This window comes from Actinoplanes siamensis, assembly GCF_016862395.1.
In the GTDB taxonomy this organism is placed as follows: domain Bacteria; phylum Actinomycetota; class Actinomycetes; order Mycobacteriales; family Micromonosporaceae; genus Actinoplanes; species Actinoplanes siamensis.
Window position 1 is genome coordinate 21,358 of the sequence record NZ_BOMW01000017.1, and the last position, 18,355, is coordinate 39,712.

Genomic DNA, 18,355 nt, shown 5'->3' on the forward strand with positions numbered 1-18,355 from the left:
TCGCGACATGATCGGCACCGATCTAGGAGATGGCGAACGACGGGTGCGGGGGCTGGTTGTACGCGGTGTTCTGCCAGGCGACCGCCTCCCGGTACATCCGGTTCTGCATCAGCGAGGTGCGCGAGATGCTGGTGCTGTCGGTGGTGGAGTAGATGCGCAGCTTGGTGTTGTCCGTGGTGGGCCAGATGACCTCCTCGCGCCAGTCGCCGAGGATGTCTGCCTGCAGGGACGGGGTCGCCTTGGTGCCGTTGTTGGAGTGCACGCCGCTGGCGGTCAGCAGGCGGGTGTCGGCGCTGGTGCCGTACTTGTCGATGTGGGTGCCGTCGAGCAGTTCGCGCTGGGCGTCGCCGTCCCACCAGATGACGAAGTTGGCGCTGGACGGCTTGCGTCCGATGTTCTGCCCGGACGTGTTGAACAGGCCGGAGACCCCGGACGACCAGGACTCGGCGCCGGGGCTGCCGGCGTAGATGTCGTCCGAGACACCGCGGCCGTTGTCGCAGCCGCAGGAGGCGTTCGACCAGATGATCGCGCCGGTGCGGGCGTCGGCCATCCACGCGGCCAGCTTCGTGGTGCTTTCGTCGACCTTGAAGACCTCCAGGCCGGAGCGGCTCGGGATCAGGTCACCGACGTGGTACGCGTCGCCGTGGCCCTGGCCGTTGACCCACAGGCCGGCGCCGTTGTCGTCGACGGCCATCGCCCCGTACAGGATCTCGTCCCTGCCGTCGTTGTCGACGTCGGCGACGGAGAGCTGATGGTTGCCCTGGCCGGCCCAGGCCGAGCCGTTGGTGGAGGAGTTGCTGTCGAAGGTCCACCTACGGGTGAGCGCGCCGTTGCGGTAGTCCCAGGCGACGATCACCGAGCGGGTGTAGTAGCCGCGGGCCATGATGATGCTGGGGTACGACCCGTTGATGTACGCGGTCCCGGCCAGGAACCGGTCCACCCGGTTGCCGTAGTTGTCGCCCCACGACGAGACAGTTCCGCGCGGCGGCACGTAGTCGGCGGTGGCCATCGCCTTGCCGGTCTGCCCGTTGAAGACGGTCAGGTACTCCGGCCCGGACAGCACGTAGCCCGACGAGTTGCGGTAGTCCGCGGACGAGTTGCCGATCACCGCGCCGGTGCCGTCGGTGGTGCCGTCCGCGGTCTTCATGACCACTTCGGCCTTGCCGTCGCCGTCGTAGTCGAAGACCTGGAACTGGGTGTAGTGCGCGCCGGCCCGGATGTTGCGGCCCAGGTTGAGGCGCCAGAGGCGGGCGCCGTTCAGCTCGTACGCGTCGATGACGACCGGCCCGGTGTAGCCGGACTGCGAGTTGTCCTTGGCGTTGGACGGGTCCCACTTGAGCACGATCTCGTAGGCGCCGTCGCCGTCCAGGTCGCCGACCGAGGCGTCGTTGGCCGAGTAGGTGTAGGCGACGCCGTCCGGCGTGGTGCCGCCGGCCGGGATCTGGATCGGCACGTCCTGGTAGGCCGCCGCGAGCGCGGGAGTCGGGGCGGCCGCCTTCAGCGAGGTGGTCTCGGCGCCGCCGAGCACCGGCCGGACGGTGTACGAGGCGCCGGCCGGCGCTCCGGCGTCGGTGAAGTTGGTGCCCTTGGTGACCGGTGTGGTGTTCACCTTGGTGGCGCCGCGGTAGACGTTGAACGCGATACCTGCCGGGTCGGATGCCAGGAGCCGCCAGGACAGGAAGTTCCCGGCCGGGGTGCGCAGGCTGATCAGCCCGCGGTCCAGGTCGTCGACGGCGGTGGAGGTGTCCACGGCCGTGGTGGAGGTGTCCGCGGCACTGGCGGCGGTGGGGATCCCGCCGGCGGTGAGCAGGACCGCGGCCACTGACAGGCCGCACAGGAGTTGGCGTCGCATGGGGATCCCAACGTGGTTGAGGACGGGGACGCACCGCTACTGAAGCGGTTAACCGGACCGTAACACCCGGGATAACGCGTTCCATAGACCGACTCAAATTCCTGAAAGGATTCACCGGCCTGGGCCGCCGACCGGAGCGCGGCCCACCCGGCGGCTCGGTCGCAACGAAGCTTGTCTATCCGTGGCAGAGTGGCGGCTGGTCCTGCTTTCCAACGGAAGGTGTGAACATGGCCGTACGTCAATCGATTCTCGCGCGGGCCGGTGCGGTCCTCGCGCTGGCGGCCGCAGCGGTGGCCGTTCCCGGCGCGGCCCAGGCCGGGCCGGCCCCCGCGGTCGGCTGGTCGGCTTGCACCGAGTCCACCCTGGCGGGATTCGACTGCGCCAGCTATGAGGTGCCGCTCGACTACGACCGCCCCGGTGGCCCCACCACCACCATCGCGCTGGCCCGGCGGCCCGCCGGCGACCAGGCGCACAAGCTCGGCACCGTCTTCGTCAACCCGGGCGGGCCCGGCGGCCCCGGCCGCGGCCTGGTCACCGCGGCCGCCCAGATCGTGCGGCCCGAGGTGCTGGCCCGCTTCGACCTCGTCGGCTTCGACCCGCGCGGCATCGGCGCCAGCGATCCGCTGCAGTGCTTCGCCACCGACGAGGAGGCCGAGGCGCTGCTGTCGCGGATGAGGTCGGTGCCGATCACCAAGGCCGAGATCACCGAGACGCTCCGGGCGAACGAGGAGTACACCGAGGCCTGCAAGCGCAACGCCGGCCCGCTGCTGACCCACATGAGCACGCTCAACGTGGCCAAGGACCTCGACCGGCTGCGCCAGGCGGTCGGCGACAAGGCGCTGACCTACATCGGGTACTCGTACGGGACGATGATCGGCGCCACCTACGTCAACCTCTTCCCGGACAAGGTGCGGGCGGTCGTCATCGACGGCAACGTCGACCCGGACCAACGGGCCAACCACCGGCTGGCCAACAAGTTCGAACGGGCCGGTGGCTTCGAGATCGCGCTGGCCGGCTTCCTCCGCGAGTGCGACGCGGCGGGGCCGGACTGCGCGTTCGCCGGCCACGCCAAGGCCAAGTTCGGCAAGCTTCGGGACCGCATCCGGCAGGGCCCGGTCACGTCCGCGACCTACGGGGTGGTGACCATCGACGACCTGACCGGGTTCGTCGCGGGCAGCATGTACGACGTCGCCAGCTTCCCGGACACCGCGCAGGTGCTGCAGATCCTCTACGGCGAGCTGTTCGGCGGCCCGCCGGCCCTGACCAAGGCCCAGGCGCCCCCGATGCCCGCGACTCCGCCGGCCCGGGGCGGGATGCCCGACGCCTACGGGTACACCTCCAACGACGCCTTCTACGCGGTCAACTGCGCCGACGCGCCGCTGCCGCGCAACCCCGCGCTGTACCCCACCTTCGCCGCCGTCTTCGAGAAGGCGAACCCGACCTTCGGCCGGTCCGAGGCGTTCAGCGAGGTGGGCTGCGCCAACTGGCCCCGGGTCACGGAACGCTACGCGGGGCCGTGGAACAAGCGCACCGCCCACACCGTCCTGGTGGTGAACGGCACGTACGACCCGGCCACCCGCTACGACTTCGGCCGGCGGATGACCCGGGAGCTGGGCAACGCGCGGCTGCTCACGCTGGACGGGTTCGGACACACCAGCGGCTACAGCGCGTGCGTGCAGGACTGGTACACCAGGTATCTGCTGGCCGGCGAGCTGCCGCCGGTGGGCGCCCGCTGTGCCCAGGACCTGCCGCCGTTCCCCGCGGCCGGCTCCTGACCACCGACCACCACGCCGGCCGGTCCGCCCGGCGTCAGCCCGGGCGGGCGGCCGGCGTCAGCGAGGCTTGCGCGCGAGCAGCAGCGAGAAGCGCAGACCGCCGGCCGGCTCCTCGGCGGTCAGGTCGAGCGTCTCCACGGTGAAACCGGCCGCCCACAGGTCACGGCGGACCGCGGGCACCGTCGTGGTGCGGTAGTACATCACGAAGGACGGCAGCACCACCGAGTTGCGGACCAGCATGGCCACGTCGAAGCCGAGACTCACCCAGTACGCCCGGGTGGTCTGCGCCGGCAGCTCGCCGAGCCCGACGGCGAAGAGCCCGCCGGGGACGAGCGCCCGGTGCACTCCCTCGAAGATCGCCGGCCGCTCGGAGGGCAGGAAGTGCCCGAGCGCTCCGAAGGTCAGCGCGAGGTCGAAGCCGCCGGCGAACGGAAGCGTCCGGACGTCGGCGCGCACCAGCGCGGCAGCCGGAACCGCGCCGCGCGCCTGTTCGAGCATGCCCACGCTGAAGTCGACGCCGGTGACCCGCTCCCGGCACAACCTCTCCAGGACGGTCAGGCCGGCGCCGGTGCCGCAGCACACGTCCAGTCCCCGGCGGAACGGCCCAGCCGGGGACAGCGCCCGGGCGCTCGCGTCCAGAATGCTCTCCGGGGTGCGGAACGGCGTGTGGTCGAACTTGGGAGCCAGGTGGTCGTAGCCGCGTTCGACCGAGGACAGCGCCTGGACACACAGTTCCCGCAGAGACGGTCCTTGAGGAGAGAACACCAGGCCGAGGCTACCCGCTCGGCCGCGCCTGTCGCGCCGGGTCGGACGCGGCCGGGCCGTCCTCCCCCTCATCCAGCACCGCACGGACCACCGGGGAGCGCCGGAACGCCTGGGTGACCTGGCTCAGCCAGTGCACCTCCGCCAGGACGCTGGCGGTGACGCCGCCGACGTCGGCGGCGGTGGCGGCGGCGGGTTCCGGCGTGCCGGTCGCTCCGGCGTCGCCGGCCCGGCTCACCGCCCGCAACGACCACGCGATCTCGACGGCCTCGACGGTCGCCGCCAACTCGGCGCCCCGCAGACCCGCGCGCCGGGCGAGGTCGGTGGCCACGGCATGAGATTCTCCGCTGCGGTACGGCCGCAGCAGGAGCAACCCGTCCTGGATCTCCACGACTCGCCGGGTGAGCCGGAACCGCAGATCCCCGGGCAGCAGACGGTCCGCCCACCGCGTGTAGGGGTGCAGCGCGATCTGCGGCTTGACCGCGTACAACGCCTCCCAGAGCGGCCGCAGCGTGAGGTAGGAGACGTAGGAGCCGATCCACTGCGCCGGCCGGTGCGCGCCCACCGAGCGTCCCCACGAGGGCAGCGTGGAGCCGATGCTGATCAGCAGGGCGCTCACGATGATCAGCGGCCGGGTGGCGTGCGCGGTGACCACGTCGAGGTTGCGGTCGATCACCAGCCCGGCGGCGAACCCGGCCAGCTTCAGCGCCGAGTACAACCCGGAGAGGTAGCTGCCGCCGGTGACCATGAGCAGGCCCAGCCGCAGCAGCGGCGCGGTGCCCAGGCGCGTGAACCGGGCGGCCAGCCGCGCCACGTCCACCGCGCTGGCGCTCATGTAGCCGACGTAGGCCAGGAACACCACGGCGCCGGACCAGTCGCTGCGATAGCTCACCGGGTCCTGCGCGCGCAGCGCCGGATGCCCGGCCGGCCCGTGCACGGCGTTCGCGGCGACGAGCACCACCACCGCCAGCACGACCAGACCCACCCGCCGGCGGATGCGCCGGGCGGCGGAGGACGGATCGTTGATGCTCACCACGAAGCACTGGTAGCCGCAGGCGGCGATCATCGCGAGGGCGGGGGCGACGGCGTTCGCGGTGGCGGAGGCGCCCAGCACGGCGTCGACACCCGCCTGGGCACGTGGCCACTGCAGCGCCAGCGCCACCGCCAGCGCACCTAGACAGAGCACCAGCGACCAGCCCGCCCGCACGGACGTGGTCCCGGTCATCCGGCGCAGCTGCCACACCTTGTAGGCGGCACTACCGGCCACCAGGATCGCGGCGATGACGAACGGCATCGTCAGCCGCCCACGTCCGGATCGGCCAGGACCGCCCGCAGGCGGTCCATCAGGCCCTCCGGGTCGTCCTGCGCGGACCCGGCGGGTATCCGGTAGTCGGCCATCCGGGCGCACACCATGGTGGCGAACACCTCGGCCTCGTGCTCCTCGCGGTCGGCGAAGCCGGTGCGCCACATCATCGGGGCGCTCCCGCCCGAGCCGGCCGCCGTGCCCTCGTGCCCCAGCACCATGTGACCGATCTCGTGGGCGATGATGGTGACGGTGTGCAGGGCGCTGGTGGCCGCGTCGAACAACACCAGGTCGGCGTGCTCGGTCTCGACCCACATGCCACTGGGCCAGCCGGCCCCGGTGACCATCGGGGTGAGCAGCAGCGGCCGGCCGCGCCGGCGCTGCACCCGGTCGCGCACGTCCGCCACGCTCAACTGCCGCGACGGGCGCTCGACGATGCCGAGCTGCGCGAGCGCCTTACGGCACCGCGCCCTTGTCGTCCACCGTCGCAAGAAGTCCACATTGTTCACTCTAGGTCGTGCGCGGCCCGTCCGGCTCGTCGGCCGGGCGACCCCGCCGGTCCGCCTGCAGCGCCTGCTCGACCAGCTTGGCGACGGCCGAGAGGCCCTCCGGCGACAGGTCCAGCGCGCGCAGCGCCAGCCGGCGCACCTGGGTGTTGCCCGCCAGGCGGGCCAGCTCGTCCTGCGCCGGCTCGGCCTCGTCGAAGAAGTAGCCGATCGGCTTGTCGAAGTGGCGCGCCAGCGCGGCGAGCAGCTCCGTGGAGGGATGCTTCTTCGTCCCGTTGCGCAGCGCCGACAGGTAGGCGCCGCCCACCCGGATCTGTGGGTTCATCGCCTTGACCGCCGCCGCGACATCCTCGTTGGTGTACCGGCGCCCACCCCGTCCCGCCGGGCGCACCTCGTCGAACAGCCGGTTGAGGCGATGCGCCAGATCAGGTGAGCCGGGAGTGTCAGACACGGTGAGAGCCCTCCTTGCCGGTGAGGAGCCGCGTCAACGACCAATTGATGCAGTTCAACTGCTGGTTGACAGCTATCCAGAATGTAGGTCTAGACTCACAGACCGTACAACTCAACTGTCAGTTGAGCCAGCACTACGTAGCGCCAGCTGACACCACCACGCAGCATCAGTTCACACTGTGCGGTGCCAGTTCACACTGCGCGACAAGACGATGGCCGGATGCCACGGGGGCATCCGGCCATCGTCGTCGCCGAGGCGCCCGTCCGGCCACGGGGGAAGCCGGACGGACGCACCGTTATTGTGATTCCTCAATCTTTGTCCGTCAATGCCCGGGTCGCCGGTCAATCCGCGGAAGCCTCCTTCCCGCAGAAACGCCGCGCCCCGAGGAGGCCGCCGGGCCCGGGGCCGACATCGGCCGGGTCAGTGGCGCGCCGCCTCGGCGAACGGGGTGGCCAGCAGCGCCGGAGCGACCACGGACAGACCCGAACCATCGGCGAAGCGCAGGGCGAGCCACCCCTGCGGGTCGCCGGCCACGACGCCGCTCAGGACGGCCCGCGGGCACTGCCAGGCCACGGACAGCGGCGGCAGCGGGACGGGCCCGGCCCGGCCGAACACGCGGCGGCCACCCGCCCGGATGCGGTCGAGCAGCCCGCGCGGCGGGGCCGGCGCCGGGGCCGTCGGCGCGCCGGAGACGAGGAGCAGCAGCAGGCGGGCGTCGGTCAGGGCGAGCGCCGCCGCCGTGGTGTGCTCCGGAAGGTGCCGGTCCAGACCGCCGGCAGTGCTGCCCGCCGGGCCGTCCAGCCCGCTGTGCGGGTCCGCCGGTGGTGTCGTGCCGCCGAGGCCCAGCAGGCCCTGCGGCGCGCCCTGCCACTGCGTGATCCGGGAGATCAGCGGCAGGTCGGAGGGCCGGGCCACCCAGAGGGCGGCGCGCAGCGCCTCACCGGGGTCCAGGTGCTCGCCGACCCGCAGCCGCAACTCTGCCTGCCGCCGCGCCACCAGGCCGGAACCGTTCATCGCGTTTCTCCCGCCCCGTCCGTGCCCACCGTGGGCCCGGCCGCTCCTTGCCCGGTCCGGATCACCGGACCCGAGTCGTACCTCCACCTTTCCGGGTCGGGCAATCCGCGCGGCTCAAGTGTGCGACATGGCCCCGGCCCGCGCCGGGCAGGCGGCGGGGAGCACTCGCGCTCGGGATCCGGGGCCGGAAAAACCGCGGGCGGCGTCCTTCCGGACACCGCCCGCGGTTGCGCCAGGCGTCAGCCGTCGTAGCTGGCCTGCTCGACCGCGAACACGTTGCGGTGGCCGACCGGCTCCTGCAGCGACCAGAGCAGGTCCGGGTTGGTGGTGTCCTCCCAGTAGCTGATGCTCTCGCCGCCGCTGACCCAGCTGTACGAGGAGGGACCGGCGGCCGGCGTCCAGTAGTACAGCTTCTTGTCGCCCGAGGAGTTGAACCACCAGCGGTCGTTGTGCGAGGCCACTCCGTTCAGCTTGTACCAGGGCAGCTGCAGCGCCTCGGAGGCCGTGGTGCTGCCCGCGAACGTGGTGAGGCCCGGGGCGAAGGGGAAGCGGACCGCCCGGGGCGCCCGGTTCGGGTACGCGGTGCACCCGGACGAGCAGGTGTACTCGGCCATCACGATCGACGGGTCGGCCCGGTCCAGCGAGATCGACGACCAGGCCAGCGAGGTGCCCGACGTGGTGGCGGCGGTGATCGTGCCGACCTGCGGCAGCACGTACGCGTAGTTGTGCGCGTAGTAGGTCGTGTCGCTCTGCCGGCCGATCTGGTCGGCGGTGCCACCGGTGTTGGTCTTGAGGATCTTCGCCATGTTGAAGACCCGCATCCCGTGGCCGGTGTCCGCGACGTAGAGGTAGTCGCCGTACCAGGAGACGCCGCCAGCGTGGATCAGGACGTCCTTGAAGTTCGGCGCGGCGGTCGTCCCGGTCGGCTCGACCAGCAGAATCTTGCGGTACTTGTTCGGGTACGTGGCGTCCCAGTCGACAAGCGTGATCCGGCTGCGCGAGGTGCCGCCGCCGCAACCGTCCTTGGTGTACCAGCTCACCAGGATCAGCTGGTGCCCGTCGTAGTTCCCGCTGTTCGCCGTGCCCACCGCGTCCCGGCTGGTGGTGATGCCCTGCGGGAAGTTCGCGCAGTCGTTCACGTCGGTGTCGTCGAACTGGAACCCGGTGCTGTAGCCGGCCAGGTTCAGCGAGTCGGTGATGCCCTGGCGGTCGTGGTTGGCGTTGTCCATCACGTCGGACACCGAGGCCGTGCCGAGCTTGCCGGCCAGTGCCGTGTTGAGCGCGTCGAACTTGGTGTAGTTGGCGCTGAGCGTGAACTGGCCGGCCGGCAGCGACGTCGGCGCCGAGGCCGCGAACGCCGGGCTGCCGGCGACCAGCGCCGCGGAGACGGTGAGCGTCAGCGCCACCGTCGCCCGCGGCAGTCGTACCCGTATGGACATGTGTGGCCCTCGTGATCTGAATCAATATCGAGCGGCCACAATACGCCCGTCCGGGGTCGCTGTTGGAATCAGGTTCACGTTCGCGGCACGACCGCGGTCAGGCCGGGAGGCGGACACCCAGCACCGGCACCGGTGTGGCCGGGACCGCCGTCCGGGCCGCCGGCGTGCGCACCTCGAACGCGATGCGCAGCAGGTCGCGCAGGGCGGCGGTGAAGTCACCGAAATACGGGTTGATCGAGACAGTGAGCTGCGTCCCCGCGTCCGGCGTGGAGAACGAGTAGGAGCGGTAGCCGAAGATGCTGCCGGTGTGCCCCCACAGCGTCCGGCCGTCGGGCAGCGGCTCCTGATAGATGCCCAGGCCGTAGTTCAGCTCGCCGGCCGGATTCGCCAGCATCTCGGTGAGCTGCGCCGGGCGCAGCAGCCGCCCACCCAGCAGGGAGCGGTAGAACCGGTTGAGGTCCGCCGTGGTCGAGACGATCTCCCCGGCGGAGTACGCCATCGACGGGTTGAGATCGGTGAAGTCCAGCGGCACGATCTCGCCGTTCTCCTCGACCCCCTCGTAGCCGTGCGCGTGCGGCCCGTCGATCGTGACGTCGGTGCCGGGCACCTCGGTGCCGTGCAGCCGGAGCGGCCGCAGGATGCGCCGCTCGATCTCCGTGCCGTAGGCGTGCCCGGTGACCCGGCGCACGATCAGGCCGAGCAGCACATAGTTGGTGTTGGAGTACTTCCAGGAGGTGCCCGGCTCGAACACCGGTGGCCGCCCGGCGGCGAGTGCCACCAGATTCTCCGGCCGGAAGGTGCGGTACCGGACGTTGAGGACGTCCTCGACGGTCGCGAACAGGATGTCGGTGTAGTCGGGGATCCCGCTGGTGTGCTGCAGGAGGTTGCGGATCCTGATCCGCTCGCCGCCGGGGATCGCGCCCGGCAGCCATCGCTGCACCGGGTCGTCGAGGCGCAGCCGCCGCTCGGCGGCCAGCTGGAGCACCACGGTGGCCACGAAGGTCTTGGTGATGCTGCCGACCCGGAACTGCCCGCCGGCCACCGGCCGGCCCGGGCGTCCCAGTTCCCGTACCCCGCTCGACGAACGCCAACTCCCGGCCGGACTGTCCACCCTGGCCAGCGCGGCAGTGGCCCCGGTGGTGACGATCCGGTCCAACGCGTCCTGCAATGCGGCCCGGTCCAGCCCACCGGGCGAGGCCACGGCCGGTGACGCGGCCCCGGCGCCGGCCACGAAAGCGGCGGCGGCCGAGCCGGCCAGAACGGATCGACGGCTAGGCATAGTGCGTCTCCCCCCAAGTGACGGTCACGCGGCCGACGCTGCCAGCTTCAACGAAATCGGTCAATCCGTTTGCCGCCCTGGTCGCTCCCCTACGGGTGGTCCCGCATTCCCGCCCGGTCAGCTGGGACTCATCGCCCCTACCGGCGTCCCGCAGCCACCATGAGCCCCAGCCCGGCCGGGGCTGGGGCTCATGCCGCGGAAGCGGACCTGGTGCTCACCTACCTGCGCGAAGTGCACCGGATGGAGCGCGGCGCGATCGAGGCGGCCGTCGCGGCCCATCCCACGCCGGCAGACGCCCTGCTGGCCGTCGCCGGAATCATCGCGCGGAACATCCAGTCGCCCGGGTTCCGCGGCTGCGCGTTCCTCAACGCCGCCGCGGAGTACCCGGACAGCGGCCACCCCGTGCACCAGCAGATCCTCACCCACCGCCAGTGGTTCCTGGACACCCTGCGCACGCTGCTGGCGCAGCTCGGGGAGGGCTCGCCGGACGACGCCGCCCGCCACTACGTGATGCTGCGCGACGGCGCCATGGCGTCCGGCTGCCTGTTCGATCCCGCGCTGGTGGCCGACACGTTCCTGCGAGGCGTCGAGGGACTCGTCCGGATCCACGCCGGGCGCGAGCCGGCCTCCTCCGCGACGTAGCCGGGCACCGCGCGTCGCCGAAGGTGAGGGGATCGGCGGCCGGACCGGGACGAGCCGTTCGCCGCCGGACGTCGAACGCCGGCAGGTGGCCGGTCCGCCGGCGCTCGACACCCGGAAGCCGCCGTAGCGGTTCCCGCTCCGGGCCGCCGTAGCGGTTCCCGATGGGGAACGCCGCGAAGGCCGCCGGCAGGAGTGCGGCGCGCGCGCCTGCCGGCGGGCTCTCAGTGCTGGTTGCGCGGGGTGAGCGGGAAGGTGCCCGCGCCGACGCCGGTCAGCGTCCGGGTGTACTGGCTCAGGTAGGTGTCCAGGAACGGCGACCGGTCACCCTGGGTCGGCACGTCGAACCGGGGGTTCTGCAGCGCGAGGCCCAGCCGCGCCCGGCTGACCGCGATGGTGTTGCCGCTGGGGGTGTCGAGCCAGCTTCCGCTGCCGATCGTGCCGATCTGGACGCCGAGCTGATGCCCCACCTCGAAGGTCCAGTCGGTGGACTTCAGGTCGAACGCGACCCGGCCGGCCCGTTCGATCAGCGCCACGTTCTCGTCGAACATCACAGCGGTCCCGTCCGGGGCGACGTCCCAGAGCCGCACCATGACGTTGCCGGACGCGCCGGCGGTCAGCGTGATCCGCGGGGTGGCGGTGATCCGCACCCGGGACGTCGCCGGCGTGGACCAGCTGAAGTAGCTGTGCACGTCACCGGCTGCCGCGGCGAGACCCTTGCGGACGGCCGGGGCGGGATCCGTGTAGTGCTCCATGTCCTGCTGCCGGTCGCCGGACGCGACCGGGGCGGCCAGGGTGGAGGCCACGCCGTCGTCGACGTACCGCCCGTCCGGCAGGCTCGCGGTGGTGTACGACGAGGGCGTCGGCCAGGTCGGCTGCGCCCGCCACGCGCCGGTGTTGTCCTCGACGGCGAAGGCCGGATCGCGCACCTCCGGCCGGTCACCCTTCAGGTAGCGGTCGTAGAAGCGCATCACCTCGTCGAAGAAGCCGGCGCGGCCCTGCAGCAGCTGGCCCGCGCCGTTCGTCTCGTTGCCGCGCACGTGCTCCCACTGCCCCAGCCAGCCGCGCTCGACGCCGTGGTGGTTCCCGAGATACTCCTCCATGTCCTCGGGCTTGGTGTTGTTCTCGATGAAGCCCTGGGTGACGAAGAGCGGGGTGCTCGTGCCCTTCGCCCGCGCCGCGAGGTCGCGGGCGCGCCAGTAGGCGGAGCCGAGGTCGGGATTGTTGTTGTTGGTGAGGTTGTCGGAGAGGCACTCGGGGTGGCTCGCCTCGTAGTCGGCGTTCGCCTTGTACCTGTCGGTGTCGTCGGCCAGCGGCGCGATCGTGGCGATGCTGTTGTACGCGTTCGGCGTGCCGGTCACGTTGGGCCGCGGAACCTCGTTGCTGAACAGGTAGTTGTACATGTTCCACACCGGCTCCTGGGCCACCACGGCCTTCAGCGCGCCGAGGCGGAGGTTGTTGCCGACCAGGCCGGTCACCGCGTCGTACGACTTGCCGTACATGCCGACCTTGCCGGTCGACCACGGCCGGCTCGCCGCCCACTGGACAGCGGCCTTGACGTCGGCCTGCTCGCCCGGCCCCACCCAGTCGAGGCAGCCGGTGCTCCCGCCGAAGCCGCGCAGGTCGACCATGACGTAGGTGTAGCCGCGGTCGAACAGGTCGGTGCCGCTGGTGAAGTCCGCGAACCGGCTGGACGGGCCGGTCCGGGTCCACCCCTCCGGCCCGGTCTGGCCCGCGTGGCCGAAGTAGGGGCCGATTGCCAGGATGACCGGCGTCTTGGCGCCGGGTGGCAGGTTGGCCGGCCGGAGGACGTCGGCGTGGAGTTCCACGCCGCTGTGGTCGGCGGACGGGAAGTACGCCTCGGTCCACACCGCGCCCTCCGGCACGCGCGGATTCTGCTCGTGGGTGACGCCCGTCGGGGCCGGTGCCGGCGACGCGGCGGCGGCGGTGGCCGTGCCGCTCGCCGCCAGAGCCGCCACCGTGACCAGCGCGCCGGCGGCGGCCGCTGTCCGTCTGCGTATGCTCATCTGACCTCTCCAGCGATAGAGCAGTGTCTCTGCAAGCCTTGACGCTAGCGTGCCCGCGTCCGGTGTGGACAGCGTGGGTCCACGATGGACGGCCGACCACCCACGTCCGGGCCGGTCGCGGACCGCGCCGGCACGGTCACCGGTTCGTCCTGCTGAAGAGCGGAAATTGATCGACAAAAATCATCCTTTCGGTCGATATTGACCGGGAGTGCTAACCTCGCCCGCTGGCGACCGCGAGCGGGAGGTTTTGATGTCCGAGGAGTCCACCGGCGGGACCCCGCCCGAGGAGGCCACAATCGCGCTGCCCGCCGGCACGGGAGCGGGCGAGGCCACCGCGCCGATCCGGCCCGGCAACCCGGACGACGAGCCGACCGTGGCGATGTCCGCGAACGCCCCGGCCGACGAACCCACGGTGGCGATGCCCGCAGACGCCCCAGCCGAAGAAGCCACAGTGGCGATGCCCGCAGACACCCCGGCCGAAGAAGCCACAGTGGCGATGCGGCCCGCCGCCGCGCCGGTCCCGGAGCGGCCCGTCCAGTCGCCCTCGGAGCCAGTGGAGACGGCCACTTCGGAGTCCGGTTCCGGCGGCTTCGTCCTGAGTCGACGGCGACTGCTCCTCGGACTGTCCGGGGTGGCCGGGGTGGCGGTGGCGGCGACGGCCGTCGCCGTCCGTTCCGCGTCCAGCGGGTCCGGGGAGGACGCCTCCCGGCCCACCCCGGCCCAGCCCGTGGTGGTCACCTCCCGGGCTCCCGAGAGCACGGCCGTCAGCAAGGCCCCGGCCCCGGTCCAGCGCCGCCCGATCTCCACTCTCGCGGACTACGCGAAGGCCACCGGCGGTCCGGCGTTCCCCACCGACGCGGTCGCGCTGACCATCGACGACGGCCCGCACCCGGTCTGGACGCCGAAGATCCTCAAGCTGCTGGACAAGTACCAGGTCCCGGCGATGTTCTGCATGATCGGCAACCAGGTCCTCGGCCACGAGGACGTCGCCCGGATGGTCACCCGCTCCGGCCACCAGCTCGCCAACCACACCTGGAGCCACCCCACCGAGCTGGGCGGCAAGTCGCGGAAGGTGGCCCAGGCCGAGATCCACAAGGCACAGACCAAGATCAGCAAGACGACGGGGTACGAACCCCGGCTGTTCCGCTCGCCCGGCGGTGACTGGTCCCCCCAGCTGCTGTGGGCCGTCGCCCAGGCCGGACTGCTCCCCCTGGACTGGAGCAACGACCCCCGCGACTGGTCCCAGCCCGGCGCCAGCAAGATCGAGCACCGGATGCTGGCCGCGCAACCGGGCCAGATCCTGCTCTGCCACGACGGGGGCGGCGACCGCTCGCAGACCTACCAGGCCCTCAGCGTCGTCATCCCGGCTCTCCAGGCCCGCGGACTCCGATTCGTCGCGCTCTGATCCGGCCTGCCCACGCCGGCCCACCCAGGTAGCCGACCCGGCCGGCGCACCCGGCCGATCCGTCCACGTCGGACCACCGAGCCGGCCTACCCGTGTCCGGGGAGGAACTTGCGGCGCTCCTCGGGGCTGAAGTCGCGGGTGATCCGCCGCCCGGCGAGCGCGGCCACCGCGGAGATCGGCTGGCAGACGTCGCAGGGCACCCGCCGGACGGTGCCGTCGCGGTGCAGGGTCACCAGATCACGCCCGCCGGCGTCGAAGCCCAGGGCCATGATCGGTGGCCCGAAGCGTTCCAGAACGAGCGGCTCGCCGGTGCCGTCCGCGTTCTGCAGGCGTACGGTCTCGTCCCGGGTCACGTCCGCGATCAGGCGGCGGTCCGGGCTGAACGTGACGTCGTACGCCCAGCGCGGCTGCCCGGCCAGGACCACCGGCGAGTTCCCGTCGTCCGGGTACACCCGCAGGGAGCCGTCGTCGCCCTGGACCGCGAGGTGGCCGCCGTCCGGATCGAACCGCAGGCGCACGGCGGCGGCCGGGAGGTCCACGGTGAACACCGTCGTCACGGCGGGGATCCGCACCACCCGGACCGCGCGGGCGTCCGGCTGGACGGCGGCGGCCAGCAGCCGTCCGTCCGGGCTGAACTCGAACGGGAACGCGCTGTCCGGCACGATCAGCGGCGGGCTGCCGTCAGCGCGCAGATCCCACACCGACACCGTGAGGTGGTCGCACGCCGCGGCCACCCAGCGGCCGTCCGGGCTCAGCTCCACGTCGGAGTGCTCCGCGAGGGCGCACGGCAGCGAGCGGGGCGGTCCACCGCCGTCCCAGACCAGGACGTGGCCGCCGGCGGTGGCCACCACCGTCCGGCCGTCCCCGCTCACCCGCAACAGGTTGACCCGCGGCGTGGCCTGGCCGGAGGGGCCGGGCAGCACGAGCGAGGCTCCGTCCGTGCCGCGGTGGAGCACGATGCGGCCGTCCGAGGTGCTCACGGCCACGGCGGAGCCGTTCGCGTTCATGGCCAGCGGGCCGGGTGCGGTGGTGGCGGGGACGTCGAGGACCTGGGTGAGCCCGGCGCTGATGTCCCACACCCGTACCGTCGCGTCGGTGGCCGCGGAGACCAGCCGCATCCCGTCGGGGCTGAACGCCAGGTCGGACACCGGGGCCGGGCTGTAGAGGGTGCGCGGATGCGCCGGGTCGGACAGCTCCCACACCCGGATCGTGCGGGCGTCCACCCCCGCGACGCGGCGGCCGTCGCCGGAGATCACGATCTGCGAGGTGGCGCCCTCGTTCGGCAGCGTCACCTGCCGCTCCGGGTGCGCCGCGGGCGCGGTCCAGGCCCGGCTGCCGTCGGTGGACGCCACCTGCCCACCCCCGGCGCTGAAGGACGCCGAGATCGTTCCCGGCCCGGTGGCCGGCGAGACGACCGGTCGATCCGGGCGGGCCAGATCCCAGAAGGTGACGGACCCGTCCGCGTCGGCGGCGGCCAGCCCGCTGCCGCGTCCGGTGAACGCCAGGCTCTGCGGCTGCGCGCCGGCGCGGCCGTGCAGCACCGACCTGACCCGGCGGGTGGTCAGGTCGACGAGGCCCACCACGGCGCCGCCGCCGAACGCGACGGATCGGTTGTCCGGGCTGACGGCCAGCGAGTACTCGGCGGCGTCGGAGAGCCCGGGCAGGATCGTCGTCAGCTCGCCCGACCCCAGATCCCAGACGGTCAGCTGATGCCCGCCGGCCGGGCGGACACCGGCGATCACCAGCCGCGTGCCGTCCGGGGTGAAGGCCATCGCCAGGACCAGCTCGTCGGAGTCGTGTGTCAGGGTCGCGGCGCGCCCGGCCGGATCCCACACGTGCAGGCGGCCGGCCTGGTCCGCGCTCGCCACCCGGGAACCGCCGGGACCGACGGCGACGCTGTTCACCGGCCCGCGGTGGTCCCGGAAGGTGGTCAGGATCCGCGAGTCGGCGGTGGCCTGGCGCAGCACCGCCTCCGTCTCCGCGCCGGGCCACAGCTGGTACGCGCGGACGGCGAGCATCAAGGCGATCTCGGGATCGCTGCGGCGCTGTGCCCGGGCGTCGGCAGCGACCTGCCGGGCGGTGGCCCGGTCGCGTTCGGTCTCCGCCCGGTCGGCCTGCACCAGCGCCACCACCGCCAGGACGGCCAGCAGCACCGACGCCAGCGCGAGGCTGGCCAGGGCCAGCAACCGGCGGCGCCGGGCCGCCGCCGCCTCGCCCCGGCGCAGTTGCTCGCCGGCGTCGAGGAACTCCTGCTCGGCGGGGGTCAGCGCGGTTCCCTGCCGCCGGGCCCACTCGGTGGCGACGGTGAGCCGCGTCCCGCGGTACAGGGACCCCTCGTCGCGGCCCAGCGATTCCCAGCCGGCTACGGCGTCGGCCAGCCGGCGGTGGATGCGCAGCCCGTTGCGGTCCTCCTCCACCCAGTCGCGCAGCCGTGGCCAGGCCGAGATCAGCGCCTCGTGCGCCAGCTCCACGCCGTCCTGGTCGGTGGTGAGCAGCCGCGCGTCCACCAGCCGGTCGATCACCGTGCTCGCCGGGCCGGCCGGGCCCACCTCGGCGCGCGGCATCCGCCGGCGTTTCACCACGTCCTGCTCGTCGATGTCGACCATCCGCAGCAGCAGCCCGCGCGCCGCCCGGCGCTGCTCGTCGTCGAGCGCGTGGTACACGCTCTCCGCGGTCGCCGCGACGGCCCCGGCCACGCCGCCGGCCGCCTCGTAGCCGGCCAGCGTCACGGTGGTGCCCCGGCGTCGCTGCCACGCCTGCAGCAGCGCGTGGGAGGCCAGCGGGAGCACGCCGGGCCGGCCGGTGGTCTCCGCCACGATCGCCGACACCAGCGCGCCCTCGACCCGGGCGCCGACGTGCTCGGCCGGTTTGACCACCGCGTCGCGCAACTCGGCCGGGGTCATGCCGCCCACCAGCAGGTGCCCGTCGGTCATGGCGGCCAGCAGGTCGGGGTACTCCACGAACCGCGGGTAGTGGTCGGCCCGGGACACCAGCACCACCCGCGTGCGGCTGTCGTCGTCCCGCGCGAGCGCGACCAGCGCGGCGACGAAGCGGTCCCGCTCGGGGCCGTCCACGTCGGTGGCGAACACGGCCTCGAACTGGTCGGCCACCAGCAGCAGTTCGACTCCGTCCGGGTGCCGGGCCAGTCCCTGGCGGACCACGAGGCCGGCGTGTGCCGGGTGCCCCGACAGGTCGTCCAGCAGCGCCCCGGCCGGGATCTCGGCGAGCGCCGCCAGCCGCAGCGCGAGGTCGGTCAGCGGGCGGGTGCCCGGCATCATCAGGACCGCCGGCCACGGCTGCCGGTCGCCGCAGAGCGCGCCGCCCCGGACCGCCGGCAGCAGCCCGGCCCGGACGACCGAGGACTTCCCGGCCCCGGAGGGCCCGAACACCACCGTCAGCCGCCGCTGCGCCACCCGCCGCAGCAGGTCGTCGACCAGCCGGCGCCGCCCGAAGAACAACTCGGCGTCGTCCGGCTGGAACGGCGCCAGGCCCACGTACGGCGACCGGCTCACCGGCGGCACCGGCGGGGCGGGTTCGGGGCGCGCGGCGATCGCCCGCCACCTGGCGGTCCACTCCCCGACGTCCCCGCCGCACGCCTCGACGTACGCCACGGTCACCGGCAGCGTCGGCAGCTTGCGGCCCGAGGCGGCGGCCGCCAGCGTCGCCGTGGAGAAGTTCGCCCGCCGCGCGAGCGTCCGGTACGACGGGCTGCCCGCCTTCTCCCGCAACACGCGCAGACCCTCGGCGAACTCGCCGACCGGTCCTTCCCTGTCGTCCAGTGGACGCTCCGGTCGAGGCATCGGCCCCCGCCCCCGTTGTCAGACATTGTCCATCGTCGATTGTCCAGCGCCCCGGACCGGAAGCAAGACAATTCCCCGACATCTACACAGGACCCACAGCCAT

The 18,355-nt window shown here is 72.7% G+C and carries 13 protein-coding genes; 3 read left to right on the plus strand and 10 right to left on the minus strand.

Annotation, left to right across the window (positions count from 1 at the left end; genetic code table 11):
- Positions 1-22: 22 nt before the first annotated feature.
- A complete protein-coding gene (locus tag Asi03nite_RS08510) occupies positions 23-1,852 on the minus strand; it encodes a rhamnogalacturonan lyase (RefSeq protein WP_239102541.1) in 1,830 nt (609 codons plus the stop codon).
- A gap of 227 nt (positions 1,853-2,079) precedes the next feature.
- On the opposite strand from Asi03nite_RS08510, the gene Asi03nite_RS08515 reads away from it, so the two are divergent.
- Positions 2,080-3,627 (plus strand): alpha/beta hydrolase, encoded by a 1,548-nt coding sequence (locus tag Asi03nite_RS08515; RefSeq protein WP_239102542.1) that lies wholly within the window; start codon positions 2,080-2,082, stop codon positions 3,625-3,627.
- Between the two features lie 57 nt (positions 3,628-3,684).
- On the opposite strand, the gene Asi03nite_RS08520 is transcribed toward Asi03nite_RS08515, so the two are convergent.
- From Asi03nite_RS08520 to Asi03nite_RS08550, 7 genes are all read right to left on the minus strand, one after another.
- Complete coding sequence (locus tag Asi03nite_RS08520) at positions 3,685-4,392, minus strand: class I SAM-dependent DNA methyltransferase (protein ID WP_203677892.1); 708 nt, start codon at positions 4,390-4,392, stop codon at positions 3,685-3,687.
- Positions 4,393-4,402: 10 nt separating this feature from the next.
- Complete coding sequence (locus Asi03nite_RS08525) at positions 4,403-5,683, minus strand: MAB_1171c family putative transporter (protein ID WP_203677894.1); 1,281 nt, start codon at positions 5,681-5,683, stop codon at positions 4,403-4,405.
- A gap of 2 nt (positions 5,684-5,685) precedes the next feature.
- The gene (locus Asi03nite_RS08530; RefSeq protein ID WP_203677896.1) at positions 5,686-6,192 is read right to left on the minus strand and encodes a hypothetical protein; all 507 of its coding nucleotides are present in this window, start codon (positions 6,190-6,192) and stop codon (positions 5,686-5,688) included.
- Positions 6,193-6,202: 10 nt separating this feature from the next.
- Positions 6,203-6,649: an XRE family transcriptional regulator gene (locus tag Asi03nite_RS08535; protein WP_203677898.1), complete on the minus strand. Its 447-nt coding sequence runs from the start codon at positions 6,647-6,649 to the stop codon at positions 6,203-6,205.
- Positions 6,650-7,069: 420 nt separating this feature from the next.
- Entirely contained in the window at positions 7,070-7,663 is a 594-nt protein-coding gene (locus Asi03nite_RS08540) for a hypothetical protein (protein ID WP_203677900.1), read from the minus strand.
- A gap of 239 nt (positions 7,664-7,902) precedes the next feature.
- A complete protein-coding gene (locus tag Asi03nite_RS08545; protein WP_203677902.1) occupies positions 7,903-9,102 on the minus strand; it encodes a hypothetical protein in 1,200 nt (399 codons plus the stop codon).
- Between the two features lie 97 nt (positions 9,103-9,199).
- Entirely contained in the window at positions 9,200-10,381 is a 1,182-nt protein-coding gene (locus tag Asi03nite_RS08550; RefSeq protein WP_203677904.1) for a serine hydrolase domain-containing protein, read from the minus strand.
- Between the two features lie 159 nt (positions 10,382-10,540).
- Here Asi03nite_RS08550 and Asi03nite_RS08555 point away from each other — a divergent pair, with 159 nt between their 5' ends.
- Positions 10,541-11,023, plus strand: a complete 483-nt coding sequence (locus tag Asi03nite_RS08555; RefSeq protein ID WP_203677905.1) for a TetR family transcriptional regulator — start codon at positions 10,541-10,543, stop codon at positions 11,021-11,023.
- Between the two features lie 221 nt (positions 11,024-11,244).
- Here Asi03nite_RS08555 and Asi03nite_RS08560 read toward each other — a convergent pair whose 3' ends face one another.
- On the minus strand, positions 11,245-13,047 hold the full coding sequence (locus Asi03nite_RS08560) for a CocE/NonD family hydrolase (protein WP_203677912.1): 1,803 nt from the start codon (positions 13,045-13,047) through the stop codon (positions 11,245-11,247).
- A 250-nt stretch (positions 13,048-13,297) separates the two neighbouring features.
- On the opposite strand from Asi03nite_RS08560, the gene Asi03nite_RS08565 reads away from it, so the two are divergent.
- Positions 13,298-14,452 (plus strand): polysaccharide deacetylase family protein, encoded by a 1,155-nt coding sequence (locus tag Asi03nite_RS08565; RefSeq protein WP_203677919.1) that lies wholly within the window; start codon positions 13,298-13,300, stop codon positions 14,450-14,452.
- An 86-nt stretch (positions 14,453-14,538) separates the two neighbouring features.
- Here the strand turns inward: Asi03nite_RS08565 and Asi03nite_RS08570 are convergent, their stop codons facing one another.
- Positions 14,539-18,252 carry an nSTAND1 domain-containing NTPase gene (locus Asi03nite_RS08570; protein WP_203677921.1) on the minus strand — a complete coding sequence of 1,238 codons (3,714 nt, stop codon included), beginning with the start codon at positions 18,250-18,252 and terminating at the stop codon, positions 14,539-14,541.
- Positions 18,253-18,355: the final 103 nt, after the last annotated feature.